24 protein-coding genes and 4 pseudogenes are annotated in these 23,376 nt (G+C 74.6%); 11 read left to right on the forward strand and 17 right to left on the reverse strand.

The window, feature by feature from the left end; all coding sequences use genetic code 11:
- Positions 1-66: 66 nt before the first annotated feature.
- Entirely contained in the window at positions 67-489 is a 423-nt protein-coding gene (locus tag ACZ411_RS02045; protein WP_464168166.1) for a GNAT family N-acetyltransferase, read from the forward strand.
- A 32-nt stretch (positions 490-521) separates the two neighbouring features.
- Here ACZ411_RS02045 and ACZ411_RS02050 read toward each other — a convergent pair whose 3' ends face one another.
- The 5 genes from ACZ411_RS02050 to ACZ411_RS02070 all read right to left on the reverse strand — a co-directional run bounded on the left by ACZ411_RS02050 (position 522) and on the right by ACZ411_RS02070 (position 5,164).
- Complete coding sequence (locus tag ACZ411_RS02050) at positions 522-2,093, reverse strand: ABC-F family ATP-binding cassette domain-containing protein (RefSeq protein ID WP_464168168.1); 1,572 nt, start codon at positions 2,091-2,093, stop codon at positions 522-524.
- A gap of 334 nt (positions 2,094-2,427) precedes the next feature.
- Complete coding sequence (locus tag ACZ411_RS02055; RefSeq protein ID WP_464168170.1) at positions 2,428-3,066, reverse strand: hypothetical protein; 639 nt, start codon at positions 3,064-3,066, stop codon at positions 2,428-2,430.
- Positions 3,067-3,069: 3 nt separating this feature from the next.
- Positions 3,070-4,014, reverse strand: coding sequence for a hypothetical protein (locus ACZ411_RS02060; RefSeq protein WP_464168172.1), 945 nt, complete (start codon positions 4,012-4,014; stop codon positions 3,070-3,072).
- 43 nt (positions 4,015-4,057) lie between these two features.
- Entirely contained in the window at positions 4,058-4,861 is an 804-nt protein-coding gene (locus tag ACZ411_RS02065) for a nitroreductase family protein (RefSeq protein WP_464168174.1), read from the reverse strand.
- Positions 4,862-4,864: 3 nt separating this feature from the next.
- Positions 4,865-5,164: a hypothetical protein gene (locus ACZ411_RS02070; protein WP_464168175.1), complete on the reverse strand. Its 300-nt coding sequence runs from the start codon at positions 5,162-5,164 to the stop codon at positions 4,865-4,867.
- A 258-nt stretch (positions 5,165-5,422) separates the two neighbouring features.
- On the opposite strand from ACZ411_RS02070, the gene ACZ411_RS02075 reads away from it, so the two are divergent.
- A complete protein-coding gene (locus tag ACZ411_RS02075) occupies positions 5,423-6,082 on the forward strand; it encodes a histidine phosphatase family protein (RefSeq protein WP_464168177.1) in 660 nt (219 codons plus the stop codon).
- Here ACZ411_RS02075 and ACZ411_RS02080 read toward each other — a convergent pair.
- Positions 6,079-6,447: a hypothetical protein gene (locus tag ACZ411_RS02080; RefSeq protein ID WP_104290201.1), complete on the reverse strand. Its 369-nt coding sequence runs from the start codon at positions 6,445-6,447 to the stop codon at positions 6,079-6,081. The two genes, ACZ411_RS02075 and ACZ411_RS02080, sit on opposite strands and share 4 nt — an antisense overlap.
- 259 nt (positions 6,448-6,706) lie before the next feature.
- On the opposite strand from ACZ411_RS02080, the gene ACZ411_RS02085 reads away from it, so the two are divergent.
- The 4 genes from ACZ411_RS02085 (at position 6,707) to ACZ411_RS02100 (ending at position 10,235) form a co-directional block, all read left to right on the forward strand.
- The gene (locus ACZ411_RS02085; RefSeq protein ID WP_094116665.1) at positions 6,707-7,045 is read left to right on the forward strand and encodes an STAS domain-containing protein; all 339 of its coding nucleotides are present in this window, start codon (positions 6,707-6,709) and stop codon (positions 7,043-7,045) included.
- Positions 7,038-7,460 (forward strand): ATP-binding protein, encoded by a 423-nt coding sequence (locus ACZ411_RS02090; protein WP_094116664.1) that lies wholly within the window; start codon positions 7,038-7,040, stop codon positions 7,458-7,460. The genes ACZ411_RS02085 and ACZ411_RS02090 overlap by 8 nt, the downstream gene beginning before the upstream one ends.
- Positions 7,460-8,851 (forward strand): PP2C family protein-serine/threonine phosphatase, encoded by a 1,392-nt coding sequence (locus ACZ411_RS02095; RefSeq protein ID WP_464168180.1) that lies wholly within the window; start codon positions 7,460-7,462, stop codon positions 8,849-8,851. The genes ACZ411_RS02090 and ACZ411_RS02095 overlap by 1 nt, the downstream gene beginning before the upstream one ends.
- Before the next feature lie 142 nt (positions 8,852-8,993).
- On the forward strand, positions 8,994-10,235 hold the full coding sequence (locus tag ACZ411_RS02100; protein ID WP_258071811.1) for a PP2C family protein-serine/threonine phosphatase: 1,242 nt from the start codon (positions 8,994-8,996) through the stop codon (positions 10,233-10,235).
- Positions 10,236-10,239: 4 nt separating this feature from the next.
- Here ACZ411_RS02100 and ACZ411_RS02105 read toward each other — a convergent pair whose 3' ends face one another.
- Positions 10,240-10,407, reverse strand: coding sequence for a DUF2087 domain-containing protein (locus ACZ411_RS02105; RefSeq protein WP_464168184.1), 168 nt, complete (start codon positions 10,405-10,407; stop codon positions 10,240-10,242).
- A 512-nt stretch (positions 10,408-10,919) separates the two neighbouring features.
- Here ACZ411_RS02105 and ACZ411_RS02110 point away from each other — a divergent pair.
- Together ACZ411_RS02110 and ACZ411_RS02115 are read left to right on the forward strand one after the other, a co-directional pair.
- Positions 10,920-11,093, forward strand: a complete 174-nt coding sequence (locus tag ACZ411_RS02110) for an antitoxin (protein ID WP_464168186.1) — start codon at positions 10,920-10,922, stop codon at positions 11,091-11,093.
- 246 nt (positions 11,094-11,339) lie between these two features.
- Positions 11,340-11,585 (forward strand): hypothetical protein, encoded by a 246-nt coding sequence (locus tag ACZ411_RS02115; protein WP_464168188.1) that lies wholly within the window; start codon positions 11,340-11,342, stop codon positions 11,583-11,585.
- 129 nt (positions 11,586-11,714) lie between these two features.
- On the opposite strand, the gene ACZ411_RS02120 is transcribed toward ACZ411_RS02115, so the two are convergent.
- The 10 genes and pseudogenes from ACZ411_RS02120 to ACZ411_RS02165 form a co-directional block, all read right to left on the reverse strand.
- Positions 11,715-11,906 (reverse strand): DUF2795 domain-containing protein, encoded by a 192-nt coding sequence (locus tag ACZ411_RS02120; RefSeq protein WP_094116660.1) that lies wholly within the window; start codon positions 11,904-11,906, stop codon positions 11,715-11,717.
- A 21-nt stretch (positions 11,907-11,927) separates the two neighbouring features.
- Positions 11,928-12,893: a glycosyltransferase gene (locus tag ACZ411_RS02125; RefSeq protein ID WP_464168190.1), complete on the reverse strand. Its 966-nt coding sequence runs from the start codon at positions 12,891-12,893 to the stop codon at positions 11,928-11,930.
- Complete coding sequence (gene rfaE2, locus ACZ411_RS02130) at positions 12,890-14,491, reverse strand: D-glycero-beta-D-manno-heptose 1-phosphate adenylyltransferase (protein WP_464168192.1); 1,602 nt, start codon at positions 14,489-14,491, stop codon at positions 12,890-12,892. Before rfaE2 ends, ACZ411_RS02125 begins: the two co-directional genes overlap by 4 nt.
- Positions 14,488-15,989: pseudogene (locus ACZ411_RS02135) on the reverse strand (aldehyde dehydrogenase family protein). The gene rfaE2 and the pseudogene ACZ411_RS02135 overlap by 4 nt, the downstream one beginning before the upstream one ends.
- 117 nt (positions 15,990-16,106) lie before the next feature.
- Positions 16,107-17,929, reverse strand: a pseudogene (locus tag ACZ411_RS02140) (glycoside hydrolase family 35 protein).
- 86 nt (positions 17,930-18,015) lie between these two features.
- Positions 18,016-18,399 carry a hypothetical protein gene (locus ACZ411_RS02145; protein WP_464168194.1) on the reverse strand — a complete coding sequence of 128 codons (384 nt, stop codon included), beginning with the start codon at positions 18,397-18,399 and terminating at the stop codon, positions 18,016-18,018.
- Positions 18,341-18,523 (reverse strand): hypothetical protein, encoded by a 183-nt coding sequence (locus ACZ411_RS02150; protein WP_464168196.1) that lies wholly within the window; start codon positions 18,521-18,523, stop codon positions 18,341-18,343. Before ACZ411_RS02150 ends, ACZ411_RS02145 begins: the two co-directional genes overlap by 59 nt.
- Before the next feature lie 15 nt (positions 18,524-18,538).
- On the reverse strand, positions 18,539-19,378 hold the full coding sequence (locus tag ACZ411_RS02155) for an ABC transporter substrate-binding protein (RefSeq protein WP_464168198.1): 840 nt from the start codon (positions 19,376-19,378) through the stop codon (positions 18,539-18,541).
- Positions 19,379-19,451: 73 nt separating this feature from the next.
- Positions 19,452-20,259 (reverse strand): annotated as a pseudogene (locus tag ACZ411_RS02160) (carbohydrate ABC transporter permease).
- Between the two features lie 142 nt (positions 20,260-20,401).
- A pseudogene (locus ACZ411_RS02165) lies at positions 20,402-21,273 on the reverse strand (carbohydrate ABC transporter permease).
- Between the two features lie 152 nt (positions 21,274-21,425).
- Here ACZ411_RS02165 and ACZ411_RS02170 point away from each other — a divergent pair.
- The 3 genes from ACZ411_RS02170 (at position 21,426) to ACZ411_RS02180 (ending at position 23,182) form a co-directional block, all read left to right on the forward strand.
- On the forward strand, positions 21,426-22,469 hold the full coding sequence (locus tag ACZ411_RS02170) for a substrate-binding domain-containing protein (RefSeq protein WP_464168200.1): 1,044 nt from the start codon (positions 21,426-21,428) through the stop codon (positions 22,467-22,469).
- Positions 22,470-22,598: 129 nt separating this feature from the next.
- Positions 22,599-23,054: a hypothetical protein gene (locus ACZ411_RS02175; protein WP_464168202.1), complete on the forward strand. Its 456-nt coding sequence runs from the start codon at positions 22,599-22,601 to the stop codon at positions 23,052-23,054.
- Complete coding sequence (locus ACZ411_RS02180) at positions 23,051-23,182, forward strand: hypothetical protein (RefSeq protein ID WP_464168204.1); 132 nt, start codon at positions 23,051-23,053, stop codon at positions 23,180-23,182. The genes ACZ411_RS02175 and ACZ411_RS02180 overlap by 4 nt, the downstream gene beginning before the upstream one ends.
- Positions 23,183-23,376 lie beyond the last annotated feature (194 nt).

The following is a 23,376-nucleotide window of genomic DNA, read 5'->3' on the forward strand; positions in this document are numbered from 1 at the left end:
GACGACCGGGCGGGGTGTCCCGGGCCGGCTGCCCGGGCCGGGCACCGGCGCGGGCATGATGGCGGGATGGTCCGCATCGCCGAGGAGCTCCCCGCACGCGACGAGCTGCTCGACCTCTACGGGGCCGTCGGGTGGAGCGTCTACACGCGCGACCCGGAGCGGCTCGAGCGGGCGCTCGCCGGATCCGACCTGGTCGCCACCGCGCGCGACGACGACGGACGCCTCGTCGGGCTCGTGCGCACGGTGGGCGACGGGGTGTCGATCTGCTACCTCCAGGACCTCCTCGTGCACCCCGGATCCCAGCGCGGTGGCATCGGCCGCGCGCTCGTCGAGCACGTGCGCGACCGGGCGGCCGCGGGCGTCCTCCTCGTGCTCACCACCGACGCCGGCGGCACCGAGGACGGCCACCGCTCGCACCCCTTCTACCGCGCGCTCGGATTCGCGGCGCACGGGGAGCAGGGGCTCGCGGCCTTCTCGCTGCGGGTCTGAGCGCACGGCGCCGGCGGTGCCGCCGCCGCCGCTCACGCGAGCTCGATCCGGTCGTCGAGGTCGAGCCGATCGAGCAGCGCGGAGTCGTGGCTGACGATCACGAGCGCGCCCCGGTAGGCCCGCAGCGCCTCGACGAGGCGGTCGGCGCCCGCCATGTCGAGGTCGTTGGTCGGCTCGTCGAGCACGAGGAGCTGCGGCGGCGGATCCGCCAGCAGCAGTCCCGCGAGGGCCACGCGGAACCGCTCTCCGCCGGACAGCGTCGCCGCGGTCCGGTCGACGGCGGCGCCCCGGATCTGGAAGCGCGCCAGGCGGTTCCGGAGCTCGCGGGGAGGCACGTCGGGCGCGTCCCGCCGCACGTTCTCGAGCACGGAGAGGGCGGCGTCGAGGCCGTCGCGACCCTGCGGCAGGTAGCCGACCCGATCCGTGAGGGCGCGGGCGCCCGTGCCGGGCAGCGGATGCGGGCGCGCGTCGGGCGAGCCGACCAGCAGCGCCAGCAGGGACGACTTCCCGACGCCGTTCGCGCCGGTGACGGCGATGCGCTCCGGGCCCTGCACCACGCGCGTGCGGCCGCGGACCGTGATCTCGGCGAGGCGCCGCGAGGCGGGCAGCGCCGGATCCGGCAGGTCGAGCCGCAGGGGCGCGTCCTGCCGCAGATGCACCTCGGCATCCGCGACCGCGTCCGCGGCCTGTCGCTCCGCGTCCGCGTGCGCGCGCCGCAGCCGTCCGGCGGTCGCCTCCGCGTGCTGCCGCCGCTGGTTCGCGACGATGCGCGGCATCGACTCGCCGGCCCGCGCCCCGGCCTTCGCGCGGCGGGCGATGGAGGTCTCCGCCTCGATCCGCTGCCGTCGCTCGGCCCGGTGCGCCTGCTCGGCCGCCCGGATCCGCCGTTCGGCGACGGCCCGCTCGCCGGCCACGCGCTCCTCGTGCGCCCGGTAGGTGCCGCCGGTGACGGTGATCCGGCCGTCGCGGAGCTCGGCGACCTCGTCCACGTGCTCCAGCAGCTCCCGATCGTGGCTGACGACCACGAGCGCGCCGCGCCAGCCGTCGACCAGGTCGAGCAGGATGCCGCGCGCCCGGCCGTCGAGGCTGTTGGTCGGCTCGTCGAGGATCGCGACGGGACGCCCGCGCAGGCGCACCCCGCTGATGGCGACGAGCACGGCCTGGCCGCCGGAGAGCGTCGCGACGGGCCGGTCGAGGTCGTCCTCGGCCAGGCCGACGTCCTGGAGCGCGGCGGCCGCGCGCGACTCCACGTCCCACTCGTCGCCGAGCGCCGCGAAGTGGGCGGGGTCGGGATCGCCGTCGAGGATCGCGCGGAGCGCCCGGATGCGGGCGCGCACCCCGAGCAGGTCGGCGACGGTGTCGTCGGGTCCCGTGCGGAGGCGCTGCGGCAGGTGGTCGACCGGGCCGCTCGTGGCGACGGATCCGGACGCGGGCACGAGGTCGCCGACGACGAGCCGCACGAGCGTGGACTTCCCGGCGCCGTTGCGGCCGACGAGCCCGGTCGTGCCGCGGCCGAACGCGGCGGTGGCGGAGTCGAGCACGACGTCGCCGTCGGGCCAGGAGAACGAGCAGTGGTCGAGCGTGATGGATGGTGCGGTGGGCATGGGCCCTCCCCGATGGTCGATGCGGGTGCACGACGACCACCGGTCCGCGGAGGCGGACGGCGCGGCCCGCGACGGTGGGCGGGCGCGAGGGGTCGTCAGTGCGTGAGCAGCTGCTGCGCGTGCGGCGCAGTACCGGGGATGAGGCGCAACGTCCCGACTTCCATGCGGTGGGCCCCCGTGTCCGCGGCCGGACCGACCGGCCGGTGTGTCGGCCGCACCGGAGGCGTCGGGTCGCGACGGGGTACCCGACGACCGTACGCGTCCGGGGCGGCGCGGGGCAAGGGTGCGCCTTCGACTCGGGTGGGCGCCCGCCGGGGCCGGGATGCGCGAGCCGTCAGCGCGGCAGGGCGCGGGCCCGCTGCGGGTCCTCGAGGAGGAGGACGACGCCGTCGATGTCGAGGCTGCCGGGGAAGTTCAGGTGCGTGAAGCGGCCGTCGGGGTCGTAGGAGGCGGTGGGCGCCGTGATCCGGGATCCGCGCACCGCCGCGATGAGGGCAGCTGCCCGTTCGGGCGTGATCGTCGTGGTCGGCCCGATCGCCGGGACGACGCAGAAGCGGCCCCCGCCGGCGAGGTCGAGGCGGAGCACGAGGGGATCCCGGCGCGGACGCTTGCGCGGGCGGTCGTACCGCGACTCCGGCGGCTCCTGCGGCTGCTCGACGCGCGCGCCGACCAGGTCGGCGAAGGGACGCTCCTGCCCGCGGAGACGGAGGACGCCGCGGTCCGCGTCGACGTCGAGCCCGGGCGTCACGCGGGTGATGACGAGGAGGACGAGCGCGCAGAGGGCGAGGACGCCGAGCACGGTGACGGACGCGACCGTGAGCCAGCCGCCGCCGATGCGCTCCTCGAGCCGCGCGCCCAGCCAGGCGGACGGACGCCAGCCGACGTACGAGGCCACGAAGATCCAGATCGTGCCGATGACGAGCCGCTGCCGGTAGGTGGGCGGCGGGATCCGCACCCACCCGTCGTCGGCCACGCGTCAGCTCCCGTCCGCAGGGCGGGTGGGCGCGTCGTCCTCGGCTCCCGCGACTGCCGCGGCTGCGGAGGCCGCGCGCTGGTCGGCAGCACGGCGGGCGTCGCGGCGGGTCACGAGGAACGTGACGATGCCGCAGGGGAGCATGACGAGCGCGACCCCGAGCACCGGGACGCCCACCCGCCCGAAGAGCGCGGTCGGATCCTGCACGGCGATGACCGACGCGCCCAGGCCCATCGCGGTGGCGAGCCCGGCGAGGACGTACTGCCCCCGGACGGAGACGCGATCGCGGGCGGCCGTGCCCGTGGGGCGGACGTTCCGGGCGCCCGTGCCGAGCCCGCGCTGCCCGGCGGCCGCCGAGGCCTCCGCGGTGCCGCTGCCGTCGATGAGCGCCGCGGTGTCCTCGCGCGTCAGGTGCCCGGGGAACTCCACATGGGCGAACCGCCCGTGCGGGTCGTCCTTCGAGCGGGGCGGGGCGATGCGGGATCCGTCGACGAGGGCGAGGAGGGCGTCCCGCTGCGGGGCGTCGATGCGCTCGCCCGTGCGCGTGGAGACGACGACGCTGCAGCTCTCCCCGCCGGTCGTCGTGAGACGCAGCACGAGCGTGTCGTCGCCGTCCCATCCGGCGAGCTCGATCCGGGCGCCGGTGACCTCGGCGAAGCCCCACTCCCGCCGGCCGATGCGGAGGAGGCCGCGCGCGGCGTCGACGGCGGGCGGCTGGGTGCGCTCGAGGACGACGAGGTAGGCGATGCCCACCACGACGACAGCGAGGAGGAGGGGGAGGCCGACCCGGATGAGCGGGGACGGGCCGACCGCCTCGTCCACGATGCGCGCCAGGCCGCCGACGGGAGTCCAGGCGAAGAGCGACACGAGCGCGAGCGATGCCGCGGTGAGCAGCCACCGGTGCCGCGCGGTCGGGGACGGGATGCGCACCCAGGCGCCGCTGCTCATGCTCCGACCCTAGGGCGATGGACGGGTCGCGACGGACCGCCGGTCACCCCGCGGCGGGCTCGTCCCACCCCTGCTGCGGGGTGTCGCAGGTGCCGCGGAACACGTACTGCGACGGCAGCTTGCGCTCGCGGCTGGACCAGTCGATCGCGGGGCGGCGGGCCTCCGGCGGCAGGTAGCCGAGCCGGTACACGGCCATGAGCTGCAGCTCCGGCGGCACGCGGAGCAGCTCCTGGACGCGCGACCACTGCTCCCGGATCTCCATCGGGAACGACACGAACTGGATCCCCATCCCGATCTCGCCCGTGGTCAGCCACACGTTCTCCATGGCCGCGCCCATCGAGAAGACGGAGTAGAACGACGCGAGGGACTCGGGGCGCTCCTCGGCTCGGTCGAGCATCACGCCGATGAGGAGGGGGCTGCCCGCGACGAGGCGCCGGTTCTCGCGTCCGAGCGTGCGCGGGACCTGGTGCGAGTTCATCAGCAGCTGGCCCCGGCGGGTGAACGCCTGCCGCGTGAAGGGGCGCAGCGGCACGGGCAGCCGGTCGAAGAGCATGCCGTCGCGGCGGCGGTCCATCTCCTCCTGCGAGAAGCGGAAGTAGTGCTTGTAGCGCTCGAAGAAGGTGCCGTTCGACATCGTCTCCGTCATGCTCGCGCCGCTGATGTCGGCGATGCGCTCGATGGTGTCCCGCTCCTCGATGAGCACGAACCGCCATGGCTGGCTGTTGAGCTGCGAGGGCGCGCGGCCGGCGACCTCCATCAGGAGCCGCTGGTGCTCCTCGCTCACGGGGTCGGGCAGGAAGGCGCCGTTGGTGGTCTTCCGGGCGCGCAGGACGTCGAGGAACTCCATGGGTCAACTCCAGGCGGTGAGGGTGCTCGCGGCGAACCAGGGAGCGGCGGTCAGGGCGAGGGCGGGATGGCGCCGGGTGCGGGTGCCCGCGCGGGGCAGCGCGGCGAGGGTGAGCAGGGCGGGCGCGAGCGCCGCGGCGCAGCGGCGCGCGGCGGGGCGCGCGGACGGGCCCGCCCAGAGCGGCGCGGCGAGCGCGACGGCGGTGAGCGCGCACGTGAGCACGTAGGCCCGGTGGTGGAGGCGGAGCTCGGGCCGCGGCGGGAGGATCCGCGCAGCCGCGGCGGTCCCGATGCCGCAGCTCACGAGGTACGCGGCCCCCGCGGCGGCGAAGGCGGCGCGGATCGCGGGGCTCCCGTGGCCGGTCCGACGGCGGTCTCGAGTGGCGATCGCGGCTCCGTGCTCCCGGCGCGTCCGGCAGCCGGGCGGTCGCCCGCGGACCCCTCCGACGCTAGTCCGGGCCGGCGGCACGCGGCCGGGCGGCGGCGGAGGCGCTCAGGAGCGGGCAAGATCCGCAGGCAGCCCCGGGCGCCGGCGTCCCCGCCGCTCCGGTTGGATGGACGCATGCCGACCCCCGCGCCCGCGCGCCTGCTCCTCACCCGCCACGCGCAGACGCCGTGGAACCGGGAGTACCGCTACAACTCGCGCACCGACGTCGACGTCGGCGACGACGCCGCGGACCAGCTGGCGCCCCTCGCGGCCCGGCTGCGCGGGGAGGGCGTGGAGCGGATCCTCACCAGCACGCTCGTCCGCGCCCGCAGCACGGCGCGCATCCTCCAGGAGCAGGGCGTGGCGCCGGGCGTCGTCCCCGAGGCGCGGGCCGAGCTGGTGGAGCTCGACTTCGGCGGCTTCGAGGGGATCACGCGCGACGAGCTCCGCGGGCCCGTGCACGGGGCGGCCTTCGCGGCCTGGCTCACGGGCGAGGACGGCGAGCCGGCGGCTCCCGGGGGCGAGACGTGGGCGTCCGCGGCGGTGCGCGCGCGGGCCGTGCTCGACGACGTCGCGGCGGATCCGCGCACCACCCTCGTGGTCGCCCACGGCTACCTGCTGCGCGTCCTCTACCTCACGGCCCTCGGGCGCTCGCCGGCGCTCACGCGCTCGCTGGTGTGGGCGAACGGGCAGCTCATCGGGCTGGAGCGCGACCACGACGGCGGGTGGCGGGAGGCCGCGCCGGACGCCGCGCAGGACGCCGTGCCGGACGGCACTCCCGACGCCCGCGGCTAGTCGTCGGCGCCCGTGGGATCCGCGGCGCTCGCCGGGTAGCGCAGCTCGAACACGACGTCGTCGAGCGCGCCCGTCCAGACCATGTCGTCCCCGCGGCGTGCGAGCGGGCCGTCGGTGGGGTCGATGGCGTCCGCGAGGCCGAGCCCCGCGATCCACGCCTCGACGACCTCGCGCCGCACCTCGGGCGCGTACGCGTCGGCGTCGCCGGAGAAGTGCACGCCCTCCCACGGGCCGCCGAGCCGCCAGGCGAGCGGCGGGAGCCCGCGGAGGGCGCCCTCCGCGTTCCAGGCCAGGGCCACGGAGGTCTCGATCCCCTGGCGGGTGATGCGCCGCTCGGTCGGGACGTGCTCGGGTGCGGTCGACACGGTGTCTCCTCGTGCGGCCGGTCCGGCCGTGCTCGTGTGGGGGTCGGTCGCATCCTGACCCGGCGACGGTCCCGTCTCCAGCCGGATGCGTCGCGCGGACAGGCGACGGCCCTCCATCCCATCGTATTTCCTCGTTCGTCGGATGAGATGATGAGCGCGACGGACGCTCGGGATCCGCGCGGGGGACCGCACGGGACCGGCACCGTCCGACGGCGGCATCGGGGGATGACGACACCGGCGGACCACCCGAGGGGGACCCATGGCGCTCACGACCGCCACCGCACGACGCGAGGACGACGTCACCGTCGTCACGGCCACGGGGATGCTGAACATGGCCGCGGCCCCCGACCTGCGGCAGGCGATCCACGACGCGCTGGAGCCCGCCCCGCCGCGCATCGTCGTGGACCTCGCGGCCGTGGAGTTCATCGACTCCTCCGGCCTCGGCGCCCTCATCGCCGGCCTCCGCGCCGCGCGCGACGCCGGCGGCGACCTCCGCATCGCGGCACCCGGCGCGCAGGTGCGCATGGTGCTGCAGCTCTCCAACCTCGACCGCGTGCTCGTCTCCACGCCCACCGTCGAGGCGGCCTACCGTGACTGAGACCACCCGCTCCCTCACCCTGCAGTCCCCGCCGGACGACGTCGACGCGGTCCACGAGCTCGTCGCCGGCCTCTGGGACGAGCGGCCCGACGTGGGCGAGCTCGACCGCATGGCCTTCGAGACGGCGCTCGTGGAGCTCGCCTCCAACGTCATCGAGCACGCCGGCGGCGGCCAGGGCGTCACGTGCGTCGTGAGCGTCACCGTCGACGGCGGCACCATGAGCGCGCGGCTGCGCGACGGGTCCGAGCCCGGCGACTTCCGCCTCGCCCCGCGGGAGATGCCGGGCGTGGACGCGGAGTCCGGCCGCGGCCTCGCGATGGTGCAGCTGCTCTGCGACGAGCTGACCTACGAGAGGGTCGGCGAGGAGAACGTGTGGAGCGTGCGCAGGACCCGGAGCGAGCCCGAGGCGCCCTGATGAGCACGCACGCCCGGAATCCCGGGCGCATCCGCCTGCCCCGCCTGCCGCGCCCGCTCCGGCCCGAGGTGCCCGGCCGGCTCGCCGCCATCGCCCTGCCCGCCCTGCCGCCGTGGCTTGCGCGCGCCACCTGGGTCCCGGAGCCCGTGGCCCGCACCGGCACGGCGGGCCCGGCCGGGCCGACGCCGCTGCTCAAGCAGCTGCCCCTTCTGGTGCTCTTCGTCCTGGCCGTGGTCGCGAGCCTGGTGGTGCCGTCCCTCGCCGTCACGGCGCCGCGCTCGCTCCTGATCGCCTGCGGGATCCTCGGGGTCGCCACGGCCGTCGCGGTCGCCGTGTCCGTGCGCCCGTCCCTCGGGCGCCTCACGGTCCTGGTGCCCCTGCTGGACTTCCTCGCGGTCGGCATGCTGCGCATCGCGACCGGCGAGAACACCTCCGTCTTCACGTCCCTCGTGATCCTCCCCGTGGTGTGGTTCAGCCTCGACCCGGGTCGCTGGAACGTGATCGTGGCCTTCGTCGCCGTCTACGTGACCCTGGGCCTGCCGCTCCTCCTGGGCCTCGACGGGCAGAACGCCAACGAGCTGTGGCGCGGGCTGTTCAGCGCCCTGGCCTTCGGGGTGGCGGCGCTCGTCGTCAACGAGCTGTCCCGGCGCACGCGGTCGAGCCTCGAGGCGTCCCGCGCGCGCGAGCGCGTGAGCGAGGACGAGCTGACCCGGGCCTCCGTCGTGCAGCAGGCGCTCCTCCCGAAGACCACCGTGCCGCTGCCCGGCTACCAGGTCGCGGGCGCGTGCCTGCCGTCGAAGGCCGTGGGCGGCGACTTCTTCGACTGGTACCCGGTGCCGGAGGGCCTCGCGTTCACCCTCGGCGACGTGATGGGGAAGGGCGTCGGCGCGGGGATCATCGCGGCCACCGCGCGCGCCGTCGTCCGCAGCGCGAAGAACGTGCCGGACCCGGTCGCCGCCATCGAGCGCACCGCGGACTGCTTCACCGCGGAGCTCAGCGAGGCCGCGTCGTTCGCGACGGTCTTCCACGCGCGGGTGCGGGCCGCCGACGACACCGTCCTCTACGCGGACGCGGGCCACGGGCTCTCCGCGCTCGTGCGCGCCGACGGCACGCACGAGCGCCTCGAGTCGACCGACCTGCCCGTCGGGGTGCCGGGTGCGGCCGGCTGGACCACGCACGAGATCGCGATGGCCCCGGGCGACCTCATCGTGACCTTCAGCGACGGGGTGCTCGACCTGTACGACGGCACGCTCCGCGCGGTCGACCGGGTCGCGGAGCTCGCGCGCGCGTCGACCTCGGCGGACGACCTCGTGCGCCGGATCACCCTGCTGGCCGCCGGGCAGGCCAACCCGGACGACGTGACCGTGGTGGTGCTCCGCCGCGAGGTCTGACGGCCGCCCCGGCCCCCGGGTCGCGCGCAGGACGCGCACGTACACTCGGCACCGGGCGCGGCGATCCAGGGGGATCGTGCGCGGGGCGGGTCACCGGTCCGCGCGGCGGCGCCCGACGACACGCAGGGGGTACGACATGGCCATGCAGGAACCCGTCGCGCGGGCAGGCGGATCCGATCCGGCCGGCCGCTCGACCGCCGAGGCGGCGACCGACGAGCTGGCCCGGCTGCGGGCCGTGAGCGACCTGCGGCTCGTGGGATCCACCGCGGAGGAGCGCTTCGACCGCGTCACCCGCATCGCGCGCGAGCTGTTCCACGTGCCCGTGGCCGAGATCAACCTGCTCGGCGAGCGGGAGCAGTTCACCAAGTCGCCGCAGCCTGCGGGTGTCTCGCTCGTGTCCGACCGGACCCAGTCGTTCTGCGACGTGACCATCCGGGCGTCCGAGATCATGGTGGTGCCCGACGCGACCGCCGACCCGCGGTTCTCGTACCGCACGACCGTCACCGGGCCCCGCCACATCCGCTTCTACGCCGGGCGTCCGCTGCGCTCCGGCGGGCAGACGGTCGGCACGCTGTGCCTCGTCGACACCGTCCCGCGCGAGCTCGCACCGGCAGAGGAGCGGCTCCTCGACGAGATGGGCGCATGGGTGGAGCGGGAGCTCCGCGACAGCCAGGACGACGAGCTGGCCGGCGAGGTCCAGCGGCGCCTGCTCCCCGTCGACCGGCCGCTCTGGCCGGACTACGACCTCGCGGGCGTCAGCCTGCCCGCCCGCGGCGTGGGCGGCGACTTCTACTCCTGGGGCGAGGACGCCGACGGGCTGCACGTCACCATCGCGGATGTCATGGGCAAGGGCGCGGGCGCCGCGATCCTCGCCTCCGCCGTGCGCTCGGCGTTCCAGGCGCACCGCGGGCCCGACGCGGAGGCGACCGTGCTCGCCGTCCAGGGGCAGCTGCAGGGGGACCTCGACGTCACCGAGACGTTCGCGACGTTCCTGCACTGCCGCATCGACGGATCCACCGGCGCCTTCTCCTACGCGGACGGCGGCCACGGGCTCACGGTGGTGCTGCGCGCGGACGGGACGCACGAGACCGTGCCCGCACTCGGCCTGCCGCTCGGCGTCGTGCCCGACGCGGAGTGGGCGACGGGCAGCGGACGCCTCGCGCCCGGCGACCGCCTGATCACCTTCACCGACGGCGCCCTCGACCTCTTCGACGGGTCGCTCGACTCGGTGGGGCCGCTCGTCGACCTGGTGCGCTCCGCGTCGGACGCGGCCGAGACCGTGGGCCGCATCGCGGACGCCGCGGCGGCGGCCACGGCCCGCGGCGCCATGGGCGACGACGTGTCGGCGGTGTGCGTGCGGTACGCGGGCGGCGCGGCGGGCTGATCCGCTAGTCGGCTGCGGCTGCGGCTGCGGCTGCAGATGCGGTCGCGTCGGCGTCGCGCTCGACCGCCGGGTCGTCCACCTCGGCGCGCGCGTACTCGGAGCCCGAGCGCGTCCGCAGCAGGAGCCCGGCGTCCACGAGGTGGCGGCGGAGCAGCGCGTGGTCGTCGGTCACGCGGACGCAGCCGCCCCGTGAGGGTCCGCTCGTCGACGACCTCGCCGGGATCCATCACCCCCTCCACGACGTGGCGGAGCAGCGCGTCGAGGTCGGCGGGGCCGGCCGGCCATGCCGCGATGCGGCCGTCGCGGAGGAAGCGCTCGACGCCCTGGGCGGGCGGGGTCGCGGGCTGCTGGGCGAGGATCGCGCGGAAGACCGCGTCGGGTGCGGATGCCCGGCCGCCGGCGTCCAGCGCGACGAGCCCGGATCCCACGAGCGAGGCGCGCGCCTTCCTCCGGCGGGCCGGCGAGAGGTGCGCCAGGGCGTCGTCGAGGCCGGATCCGAGCACGACGCGCGCGTAGGCGGCCCGCAGCTCGGGGTCGGCGAGCACGCCGGCGAGGCGGCGGGGGTCGATCGGGTCCATGGATCCAGCCTCGCATCCGCGACGGGGGATGTCGCCCGCGCCGGATCGGAGCAGGGTGGAGGTGCGCCCCGACCGGGGCGCTTCCGCAGACGAGGAGGAGGACGACATGGCAGATCTCGCCGACAAGGCCAAGGGGCTCATCGACAGCGACAAGGGCGAGCAGGCGACGGACGGGGCCATCGACAAGGGCCAGGACGCCGCCAGCACCGCGACCGGCGGCAAGGCCGACGGCGCCGCGGAGAAGGTCGGCGACGTCGCCGACCAGAAGCTCGGCCAGTAGTCCCGCACATCGAGACCGCACCGCCCGGACCTCCCATGGAGGGCCGGGCGGTGCGGCGTGCCGGGGGCCTGCGGCCCTGTCCGAGCGTGCGCCTTCCCCACCGCCTCGCGCTCCTGACGAAGCGCCTCCCCCTCCTGGCCGCCTGCCGCCTCCATCCGTCCCCGGGAGCTGTCAACCCCGTCGGCGCCGCCCCGTTCCCCTCCTACCGTCGAGGGGATGGCGGAGACGCCCGGGAAGAGAGGCACCATGCAGCAGGCCGACGAGCGCCTCGAGGTCATCGCGCTCACCGAGACGGAATGGCGGGTGTGCGACGCGCGCCTGCACGAGGACGACGCGCGGAGGCTGCTCGGCTACCTCCAGGTGCAGGGCGAGCGGGTGGAGCTCATGCGCATGCAGCCGGTGCTGGGGCTCTGCGACTGGTTCGGCTGCCTGGCCGACGCGCTGGCCGCGATCGAGGACGAGCTGCCGCACGACGGGCGCTCCCGCGACTGACGCGGCGCTGCGGCCGGCTGAGGACGGGCCTCTCACGGATGAACACGCTGCCGCATCGGCCCCGCACGCACCGCGGCCCCCGTCCTCACGCGGAGGACGGGGGCCGCGAGCGCGGGCGGTGCGAGCGGATCAGCTCGCGTCGGAGACGGCGGAGTTGATCGCCGTGGGGGCGTCGTACTCCTTGTCCTCGATCGACTTGAGGGCGTCGAGCGTGTCGGAGTCGGCGCCCGAGTCCTCCGCCTTCTTCACGATGTCGTCCTTCGACGCCGGGTAGTCGAGGCCGCTGAGGTGCTTCTGGAGCTCGATGGGGTTGATGGCCATGGGGTGTCCTCTCGTCGGTGATCAGGAGCGGTCGGCGCGGTCGTCTGCGTCGCCCACGTTCCGAGTCGACTCCTCGGCGGGGCCGTCGCCTAGGAGCGCTTCCTGGGGATCCGGCGACTCCTCGGCGAAGAGCACGTCGAAGGCGTCGACCTCCCGCACGGGGATGGTGGTCGGCGCCTCGAGGTGCACCGCGCCGCTCGGCACGATGCCGGCGCCGCCGAAGCGCTCCATCACGCGCCACTGCGCGGCGACGTCCTCCCCGGAGTGCCGCTCGGGCAGGCGCTCCCAGAAGTCGAAGCCGCCGGTCTCGACCAGCGCCCGGCGGCGGTAGAGCACGCAGCCGCCCACCCACGCGATCCGGTAGGCGAGCCAGGTGTCGGTCTCGAGGCCGAGGTCGGCGGCGATGTGGGCGAGGTTCGCGGCGTTGTGCAGCGGCCAGCGGTCGAATGCCGGCTCGCCGCGGCGGATCCGCTCGGGCTCGACCGCGTCGCCCCACGGCGCGAAGGCGGCGGCCTCGTGCGCGCGACGGTCGTCGAGGTAGCTGAGGCCCTGCACCGCGGCGCCCACGAAGCCGATGTCGAGCGCCTCGAGCGCGTCGTGCATCCGGCGCAGCATGCCGGGCTCCAGCCACACGTCGTCGTCGAGGAAGAGCACGGAGTCGGCGGTCGCGCGCGCGAGCAGCGACGCCCGGTGCTCGGCGATCCCGCGGCGGGGCAGGTGCGACACGATCTCCACCTCGCGGCCCTGCGCGCGCAGCACCCGTGCCATGCCCTGCACGCTCGGCTCCGCGTCGGCGTCGAAGCCGTCGGACTGGTCGCTCACGATCACGCGGAACGGCGGGTCGTCCTGCCCGGCGAGGCCCGAGAGCGTCACGGCGAGCTCGGCGGTCCGGCCCGCGCTCGGCACGAGCACGTCGATGCTGGGGGCGTCGGGCGCGCGGTGGACGCCCCATACGCCCGACCAGCGCCGGCTGCGCCCGCCGCTCACCGGGGTGCTCCCGGCGCGGGCTCCGCTCCGGCGTCGGATGCGGGTGCGGCGTCCGCCGTGCCGCTCGAGGCGGCACGTCCGTCGCCCGCGGCCGGCGCGGAGGTCGCCGTCCCCGCCGGGCGCACGAACCCGGCGATCGGCGCCGAGGCGCGGATCCGGTCCACCATCGAGCTCGTCGACTGCGACGGCACGTAGCCGAGGATCGACACCTCGCCCCCGTACGCGCGCACCACGTCGGTCTCGTCGAGCATCTCGGGCGTGTAGTCGCCGCCCTTCGCGTAGACGTCGGGCTGCACCGCCTCCAGCAGCGGGATGGGCGTGTCCGTGTCGAACACCGTGATCACGTCGACGCACGACAGCTCGGCGAGCACGCCGGCGCGGTCCTCGGCGGTGTTCACCGGCCGGTCGGATCCCTTCAGCCGCCGCACCGAGTCGTCGCTGTTGAGCGCCACCACGAGCACGTCGCCGAGGCGGGCCGCCTGCCGGAGGTACGTGGTGTGCCCGCGGTGGAGCACGTCGAAGCAGCCGTTGGTGAAGACGATGCGCCGGCCGGCGGCGCGCTCGGCTGCCACCAGGTCGACGAGCTCCGCCTCGGACACCGTGCGGGAGCGCGTCTCGCCGAGGTGGTCGGCGAGGGTCGCCGCGGAGCAGACGGACGTGCCGGGCAGCCGCACGACCACGTCGGCCGCGGCCTGCGCGAAGTCGGCGCTCACGGCGAGCGTCAAGCCGACCGCCCGGGCGAGGGTGAGGGCGGCGACGAACGTGTCGCCCGCGCCCGACGCCTGCTTCTCGGGCACCGGGTGCGCGCGCGTGCGGTACGGCTCGCCCGCGCCGAGCACCACGGTGCCGTCGCGGTCGAGGGTCACGACCGCGGAGGCGGAGGAGGCCGCCGCGAGGATCGCGTCGCCGAGCCCCGCGACCACGGCGGCCCGGTCCTCGTCGCGCGCGAGCGGCCGGTCGACGAGCCGGCCGGCCTCGCCCGCGTTGGGGGTGATGAGGTCGGGGCCGAGCGGCGCCCACACGGCGGGGTCGTGGGCGTCCACCACCGTGAGCGCGGGGCGGCGCTCGCGGGCCGCGAGCGACTCGAGCACCACGCCGTGCAGGGTGCCGGTGCCGTAGTCGGAGACGATCTCGGCGTCGGCCCCTGCGGAGGCCTCGAGGGCGGCGCGGGCGAGGGCGCGGGCGTCGTCGCGGTGCACGGATCCGCGGTGCACGTCGTCGACCCGCACGATGACCTGGTCGTCGCCCACGATGCGCGTCTTCGTGGTGGTCCGCAGGCGCGGCGAGTGCACGAGGCCGGTGACGTCGACGCCCGCGGCCGTGAGCAGGTCGCGCACGCGGTCGCCCGCGGCGTCCTGGCCGACGAGGCCGACCATCCGCACGGTGCCGCCGAGGCTCGCGAGGTTCACGGCCGTGTTCGCGGCGCCGCCGAGCGACTGGATCCGCTCGGTCACGTCCACGACGGGCGCGGGCGCCTCGCGGGTCATGCGGTCGCTGTGGCCGCGCCACCACTCGTCGAGGATGACGTCGCCGATGACGGTCACGGTGGGCCGCCGCTCGGCGAGGAGGCCGATGATGCCGCGCAGCTCGCTGGTCATCGGGCGTCGCCCGCGTCGGTGCTGACGGAGCCGGTCGCGTCCTCGGCCGGGGTGGTGACGGCCGGCGCGTCGCCCGCGTCGAGCACCGGCAGCCCGATGTGCACGACCGTGGTGGTGCTCATCTCGTCGAGGAGCTCGGGGCCGTAGCCGAAGCCGGATCCGCTGCGGCCGCGGGGCTGCGCGGCCCCGCCGGGTGCGCCGCCGAAGACGCCGTTGACCTTGATCGTGCCGACCGGCAGCTCGGCCGCGGCGCGCTGCGCGTGCTCCATCGACGCGGTGAGGACGCTCGCGGCGAGCCCGTACCGGTCGTCGGACGCCCGGGCGAGCGCCTCGTCGAAGTCCTCCACGACGCGCACGGCCGCGACGGGGCCGAAGGTCTCGTGCGTCATGACGGTCATGTCGTCGGTGCAGTCGACGAGCACGGTGGCGGGGTAGCGGGATCCGGGGCCGTCGGGCACGTGCCCGCCGACGAGCGCGCGGGCGCCCTCCGTGAGCGCCTCCGCGACCTGCTCGTGCACGGCGTCGCGCATGCGCTCGTCGACCAGCGGGCCGAGGTCGCCGAGGAGTTCCAGCGCTCGGCCTCCGCGACGAGCGCGGCGGTGAAGCGCTCGGCGATGGCGCGGTGCACGTAGATCCGCTCCACCGAGGTGCAGATCTGGCCGGCATTGGCGAAGGAGCCGAGGGCGGCCTGGGCAGCTGCCCACGCGGGGTCGACGCCCGCGTCCACGAGGAGGGGGTCGTTGCCGCCGTTCTCGCGGATCACGTGGGTGGGGGTGCCCGCCGCCCGGCGCGCGATGGCCTCGCCGGCGGCGGTGGAGCCGACGTGCGCGACGACGCGCGTGTCCGCGTGCGCCACCAGCTGGTCGCCGACGTCGCCGCCGCCGACCACGGAGACGAGCACGCCCTCGGGCAGGGCGTCCGCGAGCACCTTCCCGAGCAGCTCGCCGAGGTGCGGGCAGCGCTCGCTGGGCTTGTGGACCACGGTGTTGCCCATCACGAGCGCCGCGCCGATGATGCCCGCCGCGACCGCCACCGGGTCGTTCCAGGGCGTGAGCGCGACCGTGACTCCGCGCGGCCGGGGCACGGAGTAGTCGATGGCGGGGAGCGAGCCGAGGAGGCTGCGGCCGCGGTGGACGGGCCCGAGCTCGGAGTACTGCAGCAGCGTGTCGACGCCCGCGCCGACCCCGCCGAGGGCGTCGCCGTGCGGCTTGCCGGTCTCGCGCACGTTGAGCTCCGCGAGCTCCTCGGAGTGCTCGGCCAGCGCGTGGGCGGCCCGGCGCACGGCCTGCCCGCGCTCGGCCGGCGGCATCGCGGCCCAGGCGGCCGAGGCGGCCACCGACCGGCGCACCGCGGCGTCCACCTCCTCGGGGCTCGACGCGTCGATGGACCCCACGAGCGAGCCGTCGCGCGGATCCGTGATCGTCAGCGTCCCGGGTCCGGCCTCGGTCTCCTCGGGGTCGATCAGGGCGTCCAGGTCGAGTGCGGTGTCCGTGGTCATCGTTCTCCTCGTGCGGGTCGGCTGCCCGCACGGCGTGCGCACGGACGGGCGGCGCTCGCGCGCCCACCCGGCCCGTACCCACTTCCCCGCCCGCTCACACGGTGCGGGGTCGCCGGCCTACGGCTCCCGGTGCCCGAGCTCCGGCTGCGCGAGGAACGCCACGACCGGATCCGCCGCCGCGCCGGTCTCGAACACGACGAGGTCGTTGCGGCCGGCGCGGAGCTGCGCGCCCGGCACGTAGAGCGTGTGCTGGGGCCCGCGGGTCCAGTAGCGGCCGAGCGCGAAGCCGTTGACGAAGGCGACGCCCTTGCCCCACGAGCGCGTGTCGAGGAAGAGGTCCGCGGGCTCGTCCATCTCGAAGGTCGCGTGCGCGAGGACGGGGCCGTCGAGGAAGCGGACCGGCGCGTCCGGCTCGCCCGCGAGGGCGGCGGCCGAGGTCACCGAGGCGGCCATCGCGTCGAGGTCGAGCGGCCGGCTCTCCCACCCGGTGAGCGCGACGCCGTCGAGCGTCGCCGGCCCGATGAGGCCCTTGGCCTCGCCGATGCGCACGCCGTAGTTGACGCGTCCCTGGTCCTCCACCAGCACCTCGAGCACGCGGCCCGGCGGCACGGCGAGGGCGGTCTCGTGCTGGTCGCGCTGGATCACGCCGACGCGCACCCCGTCGACCGAGACGACGGCCCGGTCGCGCACCTCCGCGAACGACAGCACGCGCGTGCGGTCGGACGCGGGCAGCGCCACGCGGTGGAGCGCGAAGCCGCGGAAGACGCCGAGCGCGTCCATCGTCGGCACCCCGTCGGTCGCGCGCCACGCGCCGCCCGGGGCCGCAGCGGTCGCGTCGCCCGCCGTCTCGCCCACCAGGTCGGCGAGCGGCACGGCGGCGTCGAACGCGGCCTCGAACGCGGGCGCGTCGCCGCGCGGCTCGGGCACCTCGTCGGGCACGGTCCGGTAGCGCGCGATCACGTCGCGGAAGGCGAGGTACTTCTCCGTCGGGGATCCGGTCTCGTCCAGCGGGGCGTCGTAGTCGTACGAGGTGACGTGCGACTGGTACGTGCCCTTGTGGTTGGCGCCGTTGGTGAAGCCGAAGTTCGTGCCGCCGTGGAACATGTAGATGTTCACGGACGCGCCCGCGGCGAGCAGCGCGTCGAGCTCCGCGGCGGCGTCGGCCGCGGAGGTCGTGTGGTGGTGCTCGCCCAGTGGTCGAACCAGCCGTCCCAGAACTCGCTGCACATGAGCGGCCCGGTCGGCTGGTGGCGGCGGAGGGTGGCGAGGCGCTCGGTGGCGCGCGAGCCGAAGGACCCGGTGCGGTGCAGCTCGTCGAGGCTGCCGCGGGAGAGCATCCCGTCGGTCGGCTGGTCGACGGTGGTGAGCGGCACGATGATGCCGGAGTCGCGCGTGAGGTCGACGAGGTGGCGCAGGTACTCGGCGTCGTCGCCGTACGCGCCGTACTCGTTCTCGATCTGCACGAGGATCACGGGCCCGCCCATGTCGATCTGCCGCGGCGCGACGATCTCGTACACCCGGCGCAGGAACTCGTCGACGGCCGCGACGTACAGCGGCTCGCTGCGGCGGACGCCCACGGCGGGGTCCTCGAACAGCCAGCCGGGCAGGCCGCCGCCGTCCCACTCGGCGCAGATGTACGGGCCGGGGCGCACGATCGCGTGCATGCCCTCGGCGTGGACGAGGTCGAGGAAGCGGCCGAGGTCGAGGCCGGCGCTCGTGTCGAAGGCGCCGCGCTCAGGGGAGTGGGCGTTCCAGGCGACGTACGTCTCGATGGTGTCGAGGCCCATGAGGCGGGCCTTGCGGATCCGGTCGGCCCACTGGTCGGGGTGCACGCGGAAGTAGTGGAGGGCGCCCGCGATGACGCGGTGCGGGCGGCCGTCGAGCTCGAAGTCGTCGGCGCCGATGCGGAAGCGGGTGCTGGTGGCGGGGAGGCCGGGCATGGTCGTGTCCTTGCGTGGGGGCGGGGCATGGGAGAGGGGAGGCGCGACTCGCGTCGCACCTCCCCTCGTCGTTCAGGTCGTGCCGGCTACTTCACCTCGACGGTGAAGCCCTGCTGCTCGCCGTACTCGGCAGCGGCCTTGCCCCACGCCTCGAGGACGGGGTCGAGCGAGGTGCCGTTGGAGTACCGCGGCCGAGGCCGAGTCGCTGAAGATGCTGTTCGTGTAGACCTGGAAGGGCAGGGACTGCCAAGTCCGGGACGACGTTCTTCGAGGCCTCGCTCGAGCACCTCGTTGATCTTCTGGCCGCCGAAGTACTCGGGGGCGTCGGCGAGGAACTCGGAACTGTTCAGGTCGGCCGTGGTCGACGAGGAAATCTGCTCGGCGTCGAAGGAGATCTGGCGACCCTCCTCCTCAGCGGTGGTGAACTTCGCGAACTCCGCCGCGACGAGCTTGTTCTCGGACTGCTGCATGACGGCGATGGAGGATCCGCCGCTCTCCGCGGTCGCGGTGCTCGCCCGCGGTGTACTGCGGCATGGGGGCGACGCGCCACTGGCCGGAGCCCTCGGCCGCCTGGGCGATGAGGTTGCCGGGCATCCAGGCGCCGGGTGATCAGCGTGGCGATCGAGCCGTCGCCGAGGCCGCGGAACGACTCGTCGGTCCAGCCGGGGGTCTGGGCCAGCGAGCCGTCTCGACGAGCTGGTTCCACATGGCGGTGTACTTCTTGGCGCCCTCGTCCTGCATGTCGATGGCGACCTTGTCCCCGTCGACCTTGTAGGGCTGGCCGCCGGCCTGCCAGATCATGCTCGTGGTGAAGCCGGCGTCGCCGGAGTCGCTGGTGATGTACTGGTTCGGGTCGGCGGCGTGCATGGTCTCCGCGGCGGCCACGTACTCGTCCCACGTGGTGGGGACGGAGATGCCGTACTTGTCGAACACGTCCTGGCGGTAGAACATCGCCATGGGGCCCGAGTCCTGCGGCAGCGCGTAGAGCGCGTCGCCCTCGGTGACGGCGTTCCAGGTGGAGGCGGTGAACTGGTCCTCGAGGTCGGTGTAGCCGTAGCCCGAGAGGTCCGCGAGGGACTCGCCGAGGGCGAACTGCGGGATCGCGAAGTACTCGACCTGCGCCACGTCGGGCGCGCCCTTGCCCGCCTTGATGGCGTTCTGGAGCTTCGTGTACTGGTCGGCGCCGGTGCCGACGTTCTGCACGTCGACGGTGATGTTCGGGTGCTTCTTCTCGAAGGCCTCGGCGATGGGCTCGACCGCGGGGGCCCAGGCCCAGACCGTGATGGTCGACTTGGTGTCGAGGGCCGCTGCGAGCTCGTCGGACGTGGCGCTGTCGGCGCTGGCGCCGCCGCTGGATCCGGAGGAGCAGGCGGCGAGGGAGCCCGCGAGGACGATGCCGAGGCCGAGCGCGACGACGCGGTATTCGCCCTGCGGGAACGAGATGGACATGGTGGTGCCTTTCACTTCTTCGTGGTGGTGCGGGAGGGAGGTGCTGTGGTGCGGGAGGTGCTGTCGGAGGGCGCTACGCCTTGACGCCGCCGGCCGAGAGCCGGACTGCCAGTAGCGCTGGAGGAAGAGGAACGCGATGACGATCGGGATGATCGCGAGGAACGAGCCGGTGATCACGAGGTTGTAGATCGGCTCGCCGCCCACCGTGGTCGACTGCGCGTTCCACTGGTTGAGACCCACCGTGAGGGGGTACCAGGTGGAGTCGCCAGCATGATCAGGGGCAGGAAGTAGTTGTTCCAGGTCGCGACGATCGAGAACAGCAGCACCGTGATGAGACCGGGGCTGAGGAGCCGCAGGCTGATCGTGAAGAAGGTGCGGATCTCGCTCGAGCCGTCCATGCGGGCGGCCTCGAGGATCTCGGTGGGCACCGAGTCGACCGCGTAGGTCCAGATGAGGTACAGCCCGAAGGGGCTGATGAGCGACGGCAGGATGATCGCCCACGGGGTGTTCGTGAGGCCCATCTGGCTGAAGAGCAGGAAGGTCGGGACCGCGAGGGCGGTGCCCGGGATCGCGACGGCGCCGAGCACGACGGCGAACACGATCTTCTTGCCGGGGAAGTCGAACTTCGCCAGGCCGTAGCCGGCGAGGGTCGCGAGCAGCGTCGCGCCGCCCGCTCCGACGACCACGTAGATGAGCGTGTTGCCGAGCCAGCGGACGAACTCGCCGTTGCCGTAGGTCAGCACGCCCTGGATGTTGTCGAAGAGCGCGAAGTCGCCCGAGAACCAGAGGCCGAACGAGCTGAACAGCGCGTCCTGCGTCTTGGTCGAGTTGACCAGGAGCCAGAACAGGGGGAGCACGGAGTAGATGAGCAGCAGCGCCATGACGAGCGTGAGCACGATGCTGCGGCGCTCGCGGGCGCCCGGCGCTCTTGCGGCGCTTGGGGGTGCGGTCCCGCGGGGGTGTCGCGGGTGGGCGTGCCGGCGTCGGGCGCGGCGAGGGGGGTACCGGTGAGGGTCGACACGGTCAGCTGTCCTTCCGGGTGCCGACGAGCTGCACCACGTAGGCGACCACCATCGTCAGGACGCCCATGATGATCGCGATGGCGGCGGAGTAGTTGAACTGCTGTCCCGCGAAGGACAGGTTGTAGGCGTACATGTTCGGCGTGAAGTACGAGCTGATCGAGTTGGGCGCCAGCGTCTGCAGGATGTTCGGCTCGTTGAAGAGCTGGAAGCTGCCGATGATGGAGAAGATCACGCCGATGACGAGCGCGCCGCGGATGGCGGGCAGCTTGATGCCGGTGACGATGCGGAAGGGGCGCGCCGTCGAGCTCGGCGGCCTCGTAGAGGTCCGGCGAGACTGACCCGGAGGGCCGCGTAGAACAGCAGCATGTTGTAGCCGACGAACTCCCACGTGACGATGTTGCCGATCGACGCGAGGATCCAGCCCTGCGAGAGCAGGTCGGGGAGGTCCCAGCCGGTGGCCTGCTCGAGGTTGCCGACGAGGCCGAAGCGGTTGCCGTAGATGAGCTCGACATGAGGGCCGCGACGACCGCGGGGACCGCGTAGGGCAGGAAGATCGAGATGCGGAAGAACGCGGTGAGGTGCAGGCGGGCCGAGTCGAGCGCCAGCGCCGCGAAGAGGGCGATGAACAGCATGATCGGCACCTGCACCACGAGGAACAGCGCGACGCGGCCGAGCGCGTCCCAGAAGTTCGGGTCGCCGAGGGCCTGCGTGTAGTTCGCGATGCCGACGAAGGAGTTGCCGCCGATCATCCGCTCCCGGAACAGGCTGAGGTAGATCGAGTAGCCGACGGGCGCGGATGAGGACGACCAGGAACACGATCAGGAACGGGGCCACGAAGCCCAGGCCGGTCCAGCGCCGCTTGTCGCGTCGCATCGGGGACCGCTGGGCGGGCCGCGTCGGGCGCCTTCGGCCGGGTGGCCGGAGTCGACATCGTCGTCATGTGCTTCCACTTCGTCGGGATGTCCACGCCGTCATCCCGTTCGGGACGATTGGGTGTTTGCGTAAACATCTGTGATGCTCGAACCATGACATCTCCACCGTCGGTCGTCAAGTCGAGTGGCCGGCGCTCACCCGGCGGCCGCACCGTGTCCATGGCGGACGTCGCCGCGCACGCGGGGGGTGTCGTCGCAGACCGTCTCCCGGGTGTCCAACGGCGCGCAGAACGTGGAGGCCACGACCCGGCAGCGGGTGATGGACGCGATGGCGGAGCTCGGCTACCGGCCCAACAGCGCGGCGCGCGCCCTGAACAGGGGCGCTTCCGCAGCATCGGCATCGTCGTGTTCACGCTCTCCACCCTCGGCAACATGAAGACGCTCGACGCGATCGTGACCGCGGCGTCCGGCGCCGGGTACACGATCACGCTCATGCCCGTGCCGCACCCCACCGAGGGGGAGGCGGCCGGCGCGTTCAGCCGGCTGCAGGAGGAGGCGGTCGACGGGGTCGTCATCATCATCGAGGCGCACATGCTCGACCGGGCCGACGTGATCATCCCCGTGGGCCTGCCCGTCGTCATCATCGACTCCGACGCGGGCGACCCGTTCGTGGTCGTCGACACCGACCAGGAGCAGGGCACGCGCCTCGTCACGCAGCACCTGCTCGACCTCGGGCACACCGCGATCGTGCACGTCGCGGGCCGCACACCTCGTACTCGGCCGCCCGGCGCGCGGCGGAGTGGCGCGCCACCATGCTCGATGCGGGCCTCGACCCCGAGCCGCCCGCGCAGGGCGACGACGCGCTCCGGCTACCGCATCGGCCAGGAGCTGGGGAAGCGCACCGACATCACCGGCATCGTCGCCGCGAACGACCAGATGGCCCTCGGGATCATGCACGCGCTGCACGAGCTCGGCCGCGACGTGCCGGGCGACATCAGCGTGGTCGGCTTCGACGACACGGAGGAGTCGAGCTCGTTCTGGCCGCCGCTCACGACCGTGCACCAGGACTTCACCGAGATCGGCCGCCGCTCCATGCAGGTGCTGCTCGAGATGCTCGAGGGCGGCGAGCCGTTGCACGACCGCATCGTGCCGACCCGGCTCGTGGTGCGCGAGAGCGCGGCGCCGCCGCGGGGCTGAGCCGCAGCTGCACGGGACCGCGCCGCAGCTGCACGGGACCGCGCCGCGCCCTGCGCGGCCGCCCGTTTCGATGCGGCGGTGCCGGGGGAACGGGGAGGGGGACCCGCCCGCTGACCCTGGAGGCCGCCCGTGCCCGTCGTCGCCCCGCTCGATGAGACCTTCCCCGATCCGCTCCATCGCCGTGCTCCGCGGCGGCGGGCTCGGCGACCTGATCTTCGCGCTGCCCGGGATCGCCGCGCTCCGGGCGGCGTACCCGGGCGCGCACGTGAACATCGCCGGCACGCCGCTGCACCGGGCGCTCCTCGAGGGCGGCTGGGAGCGCCGGACGCGATCGAGGTGCTGCCCGTGGCGCACGGCGTGCGCGACGCGCCGGGCACCTATCCCGACCCCGAGGAGATCGAGGTGTTCACCGCCCGCATGCGCGAGCGCCGGTTCGACCTCGCGGTGCAGGTGCACGGCGGCGGCCGCAACTCCAACCCGTTCCTGCTGCGGCTCGGCGCCCGGCACACCGTCGGCACGGCGACCGACGACGCCGAGCGCCTCGAGCGCGCTGACCCCGGTACGTCTACTACCAGCACGAGGTGATGCGCGGGCTCGAGGTCGCGGGGCTCGCGGGCGCGCAGGTCGCCGACCGGCAGCCCGTGGTGGAGGTCACCGACGCCGAGCGGGCTGCCGCGACGCACGTGACGGGCGCGCCGGCGGGCTCGTCGTGATCCACCCGGGCGACCGACCCGCGCCGCCGCTGGCCGGTCGAGTCGTTCGCCGAGGTCGCCCGGCGCGGCGGCCGACGGCGCGCAGGTGGTCGTGGTGGCTATGTGTCGACGCCGCCGACGCCGACCGCATCGTCGCGGCCGCCCTGCGTCGGGCTCGACGCCGAGCGGGCCGGCCGCATCGTCGCTCGCCGACG

This window comes from Clavibacter sp. AC415 (assembly GCF_979252985.1).

Coding starts and splice junctions, on each gene's coding strand:
- ACZ411_RS02045 (WP_464168166.1), top strand. CDS start 67: ATGGTCCGCATCGCCGAGGAGCTCCCCGCACGCGACGAGCTGCTCGAC.
- ACZ411_RS02050 (WP_464168168.1), bottom strand. CDS start 2,093: ATGCCCACCGCACCATCCATCACGCTCGACCACTGCTCGTTCTCCTGG.
- ACZ411_RS02060 (WP_464168172.1), bottom strand. CDS start 4,014: ATGAGCAGCGGCGCCTGGGTGCGCATCCCGTCCCCGACCGCGCGGCAC.
- ACZ411_RS02065 (WP_464168174.1), bottom strand. CDS start 4,861: ATGGAGTTCCTCGACGTCCTGCGCGCCCGGAAGACCACCAACGGCGCC.
- ACZ411_RS02075 (WP_464168177.1), top strand. CDS start 5,423: ATGCCGACCCCCGCGCCCGCGCGCCTGCTCCTCACCCGCCACGCGCAG.
- ACZ411_RS02085 (WP_094116665.1), top strand. CDS start 6,707: ATGGCGCTCACGACCGCCACCGCACGACGCGAGGACGACGTCACCGTC.
- ACZ411_RS02095 (WP_464168180.1), top strand. CDS start 7,460: ATGAGCACGCACGCCCGGAATCCCGGGCGCATCCGCCTGCCCCGCCTG.
- ACZ411_RS02100 (WP_258071811.1), top strand. CDS start 8,994: ATGCAGGAACCCGTCGCGCGGGCAGGCGGATCCGATCCGGCCGGCCGC.
- ACZ411_RS02110 (WP_464168186.1), top strand. CDS start 10,920: ATGGCAGATCTCGCCGACAAGGCCAAGGGGCTCATCGACAGCGACAAG.
- ACZ411_RS02115 (WP_464168188.1), top strand. CDS start 11,340: ATGCAGCAGGCCGACGAGCGCCTCGAGGTCATCGCGCTCACCGAGACG.
- ACZ411_RS02120 (WP_094116660.1), bottom strand. CDS start 11,906: ATGGCCATCAACCCCATCGAGCTCCAGAAGCACCTCAGCGGCCTCGAC.
- rfaE2 (WP_464168192.1), bottom strand. CDS start 14,491: ATGACCAGCGAGCTGCGCGGCATCATCGGCCTCCTCGCCGAGCGGCGG.
- ACZ411_RS02145 (WP_464168194.1), bottom strand. CDS start 18,399: ATGCAGCAGTCCGAGAACAAGCTCGTCGCGGCGGAGTTCGCGAAGTTC.
- ACZ411_RS02150 (WP_464168196.1), bottom strand. CDS start 18,523: ATGCCCGGCAACCTCATCGCCCAGGCGGCCGAGGGCTCCGGCCAGTGG.
- ACZ411_RS02155 (WP_464168198.1), bottom strand. CDS start 19,378: ATGTCCATCTCGTTCCCGCAGGGCGAATACCGCGTCGTCGCGCTCGGC.
- ACZ411_RS02170 (WP_464168200.1), top strand. CDS start 21,426: ATGACATCTCCACCGTCGGTCGTCAAGTCGAGTGGCCGGCGCTCACCC.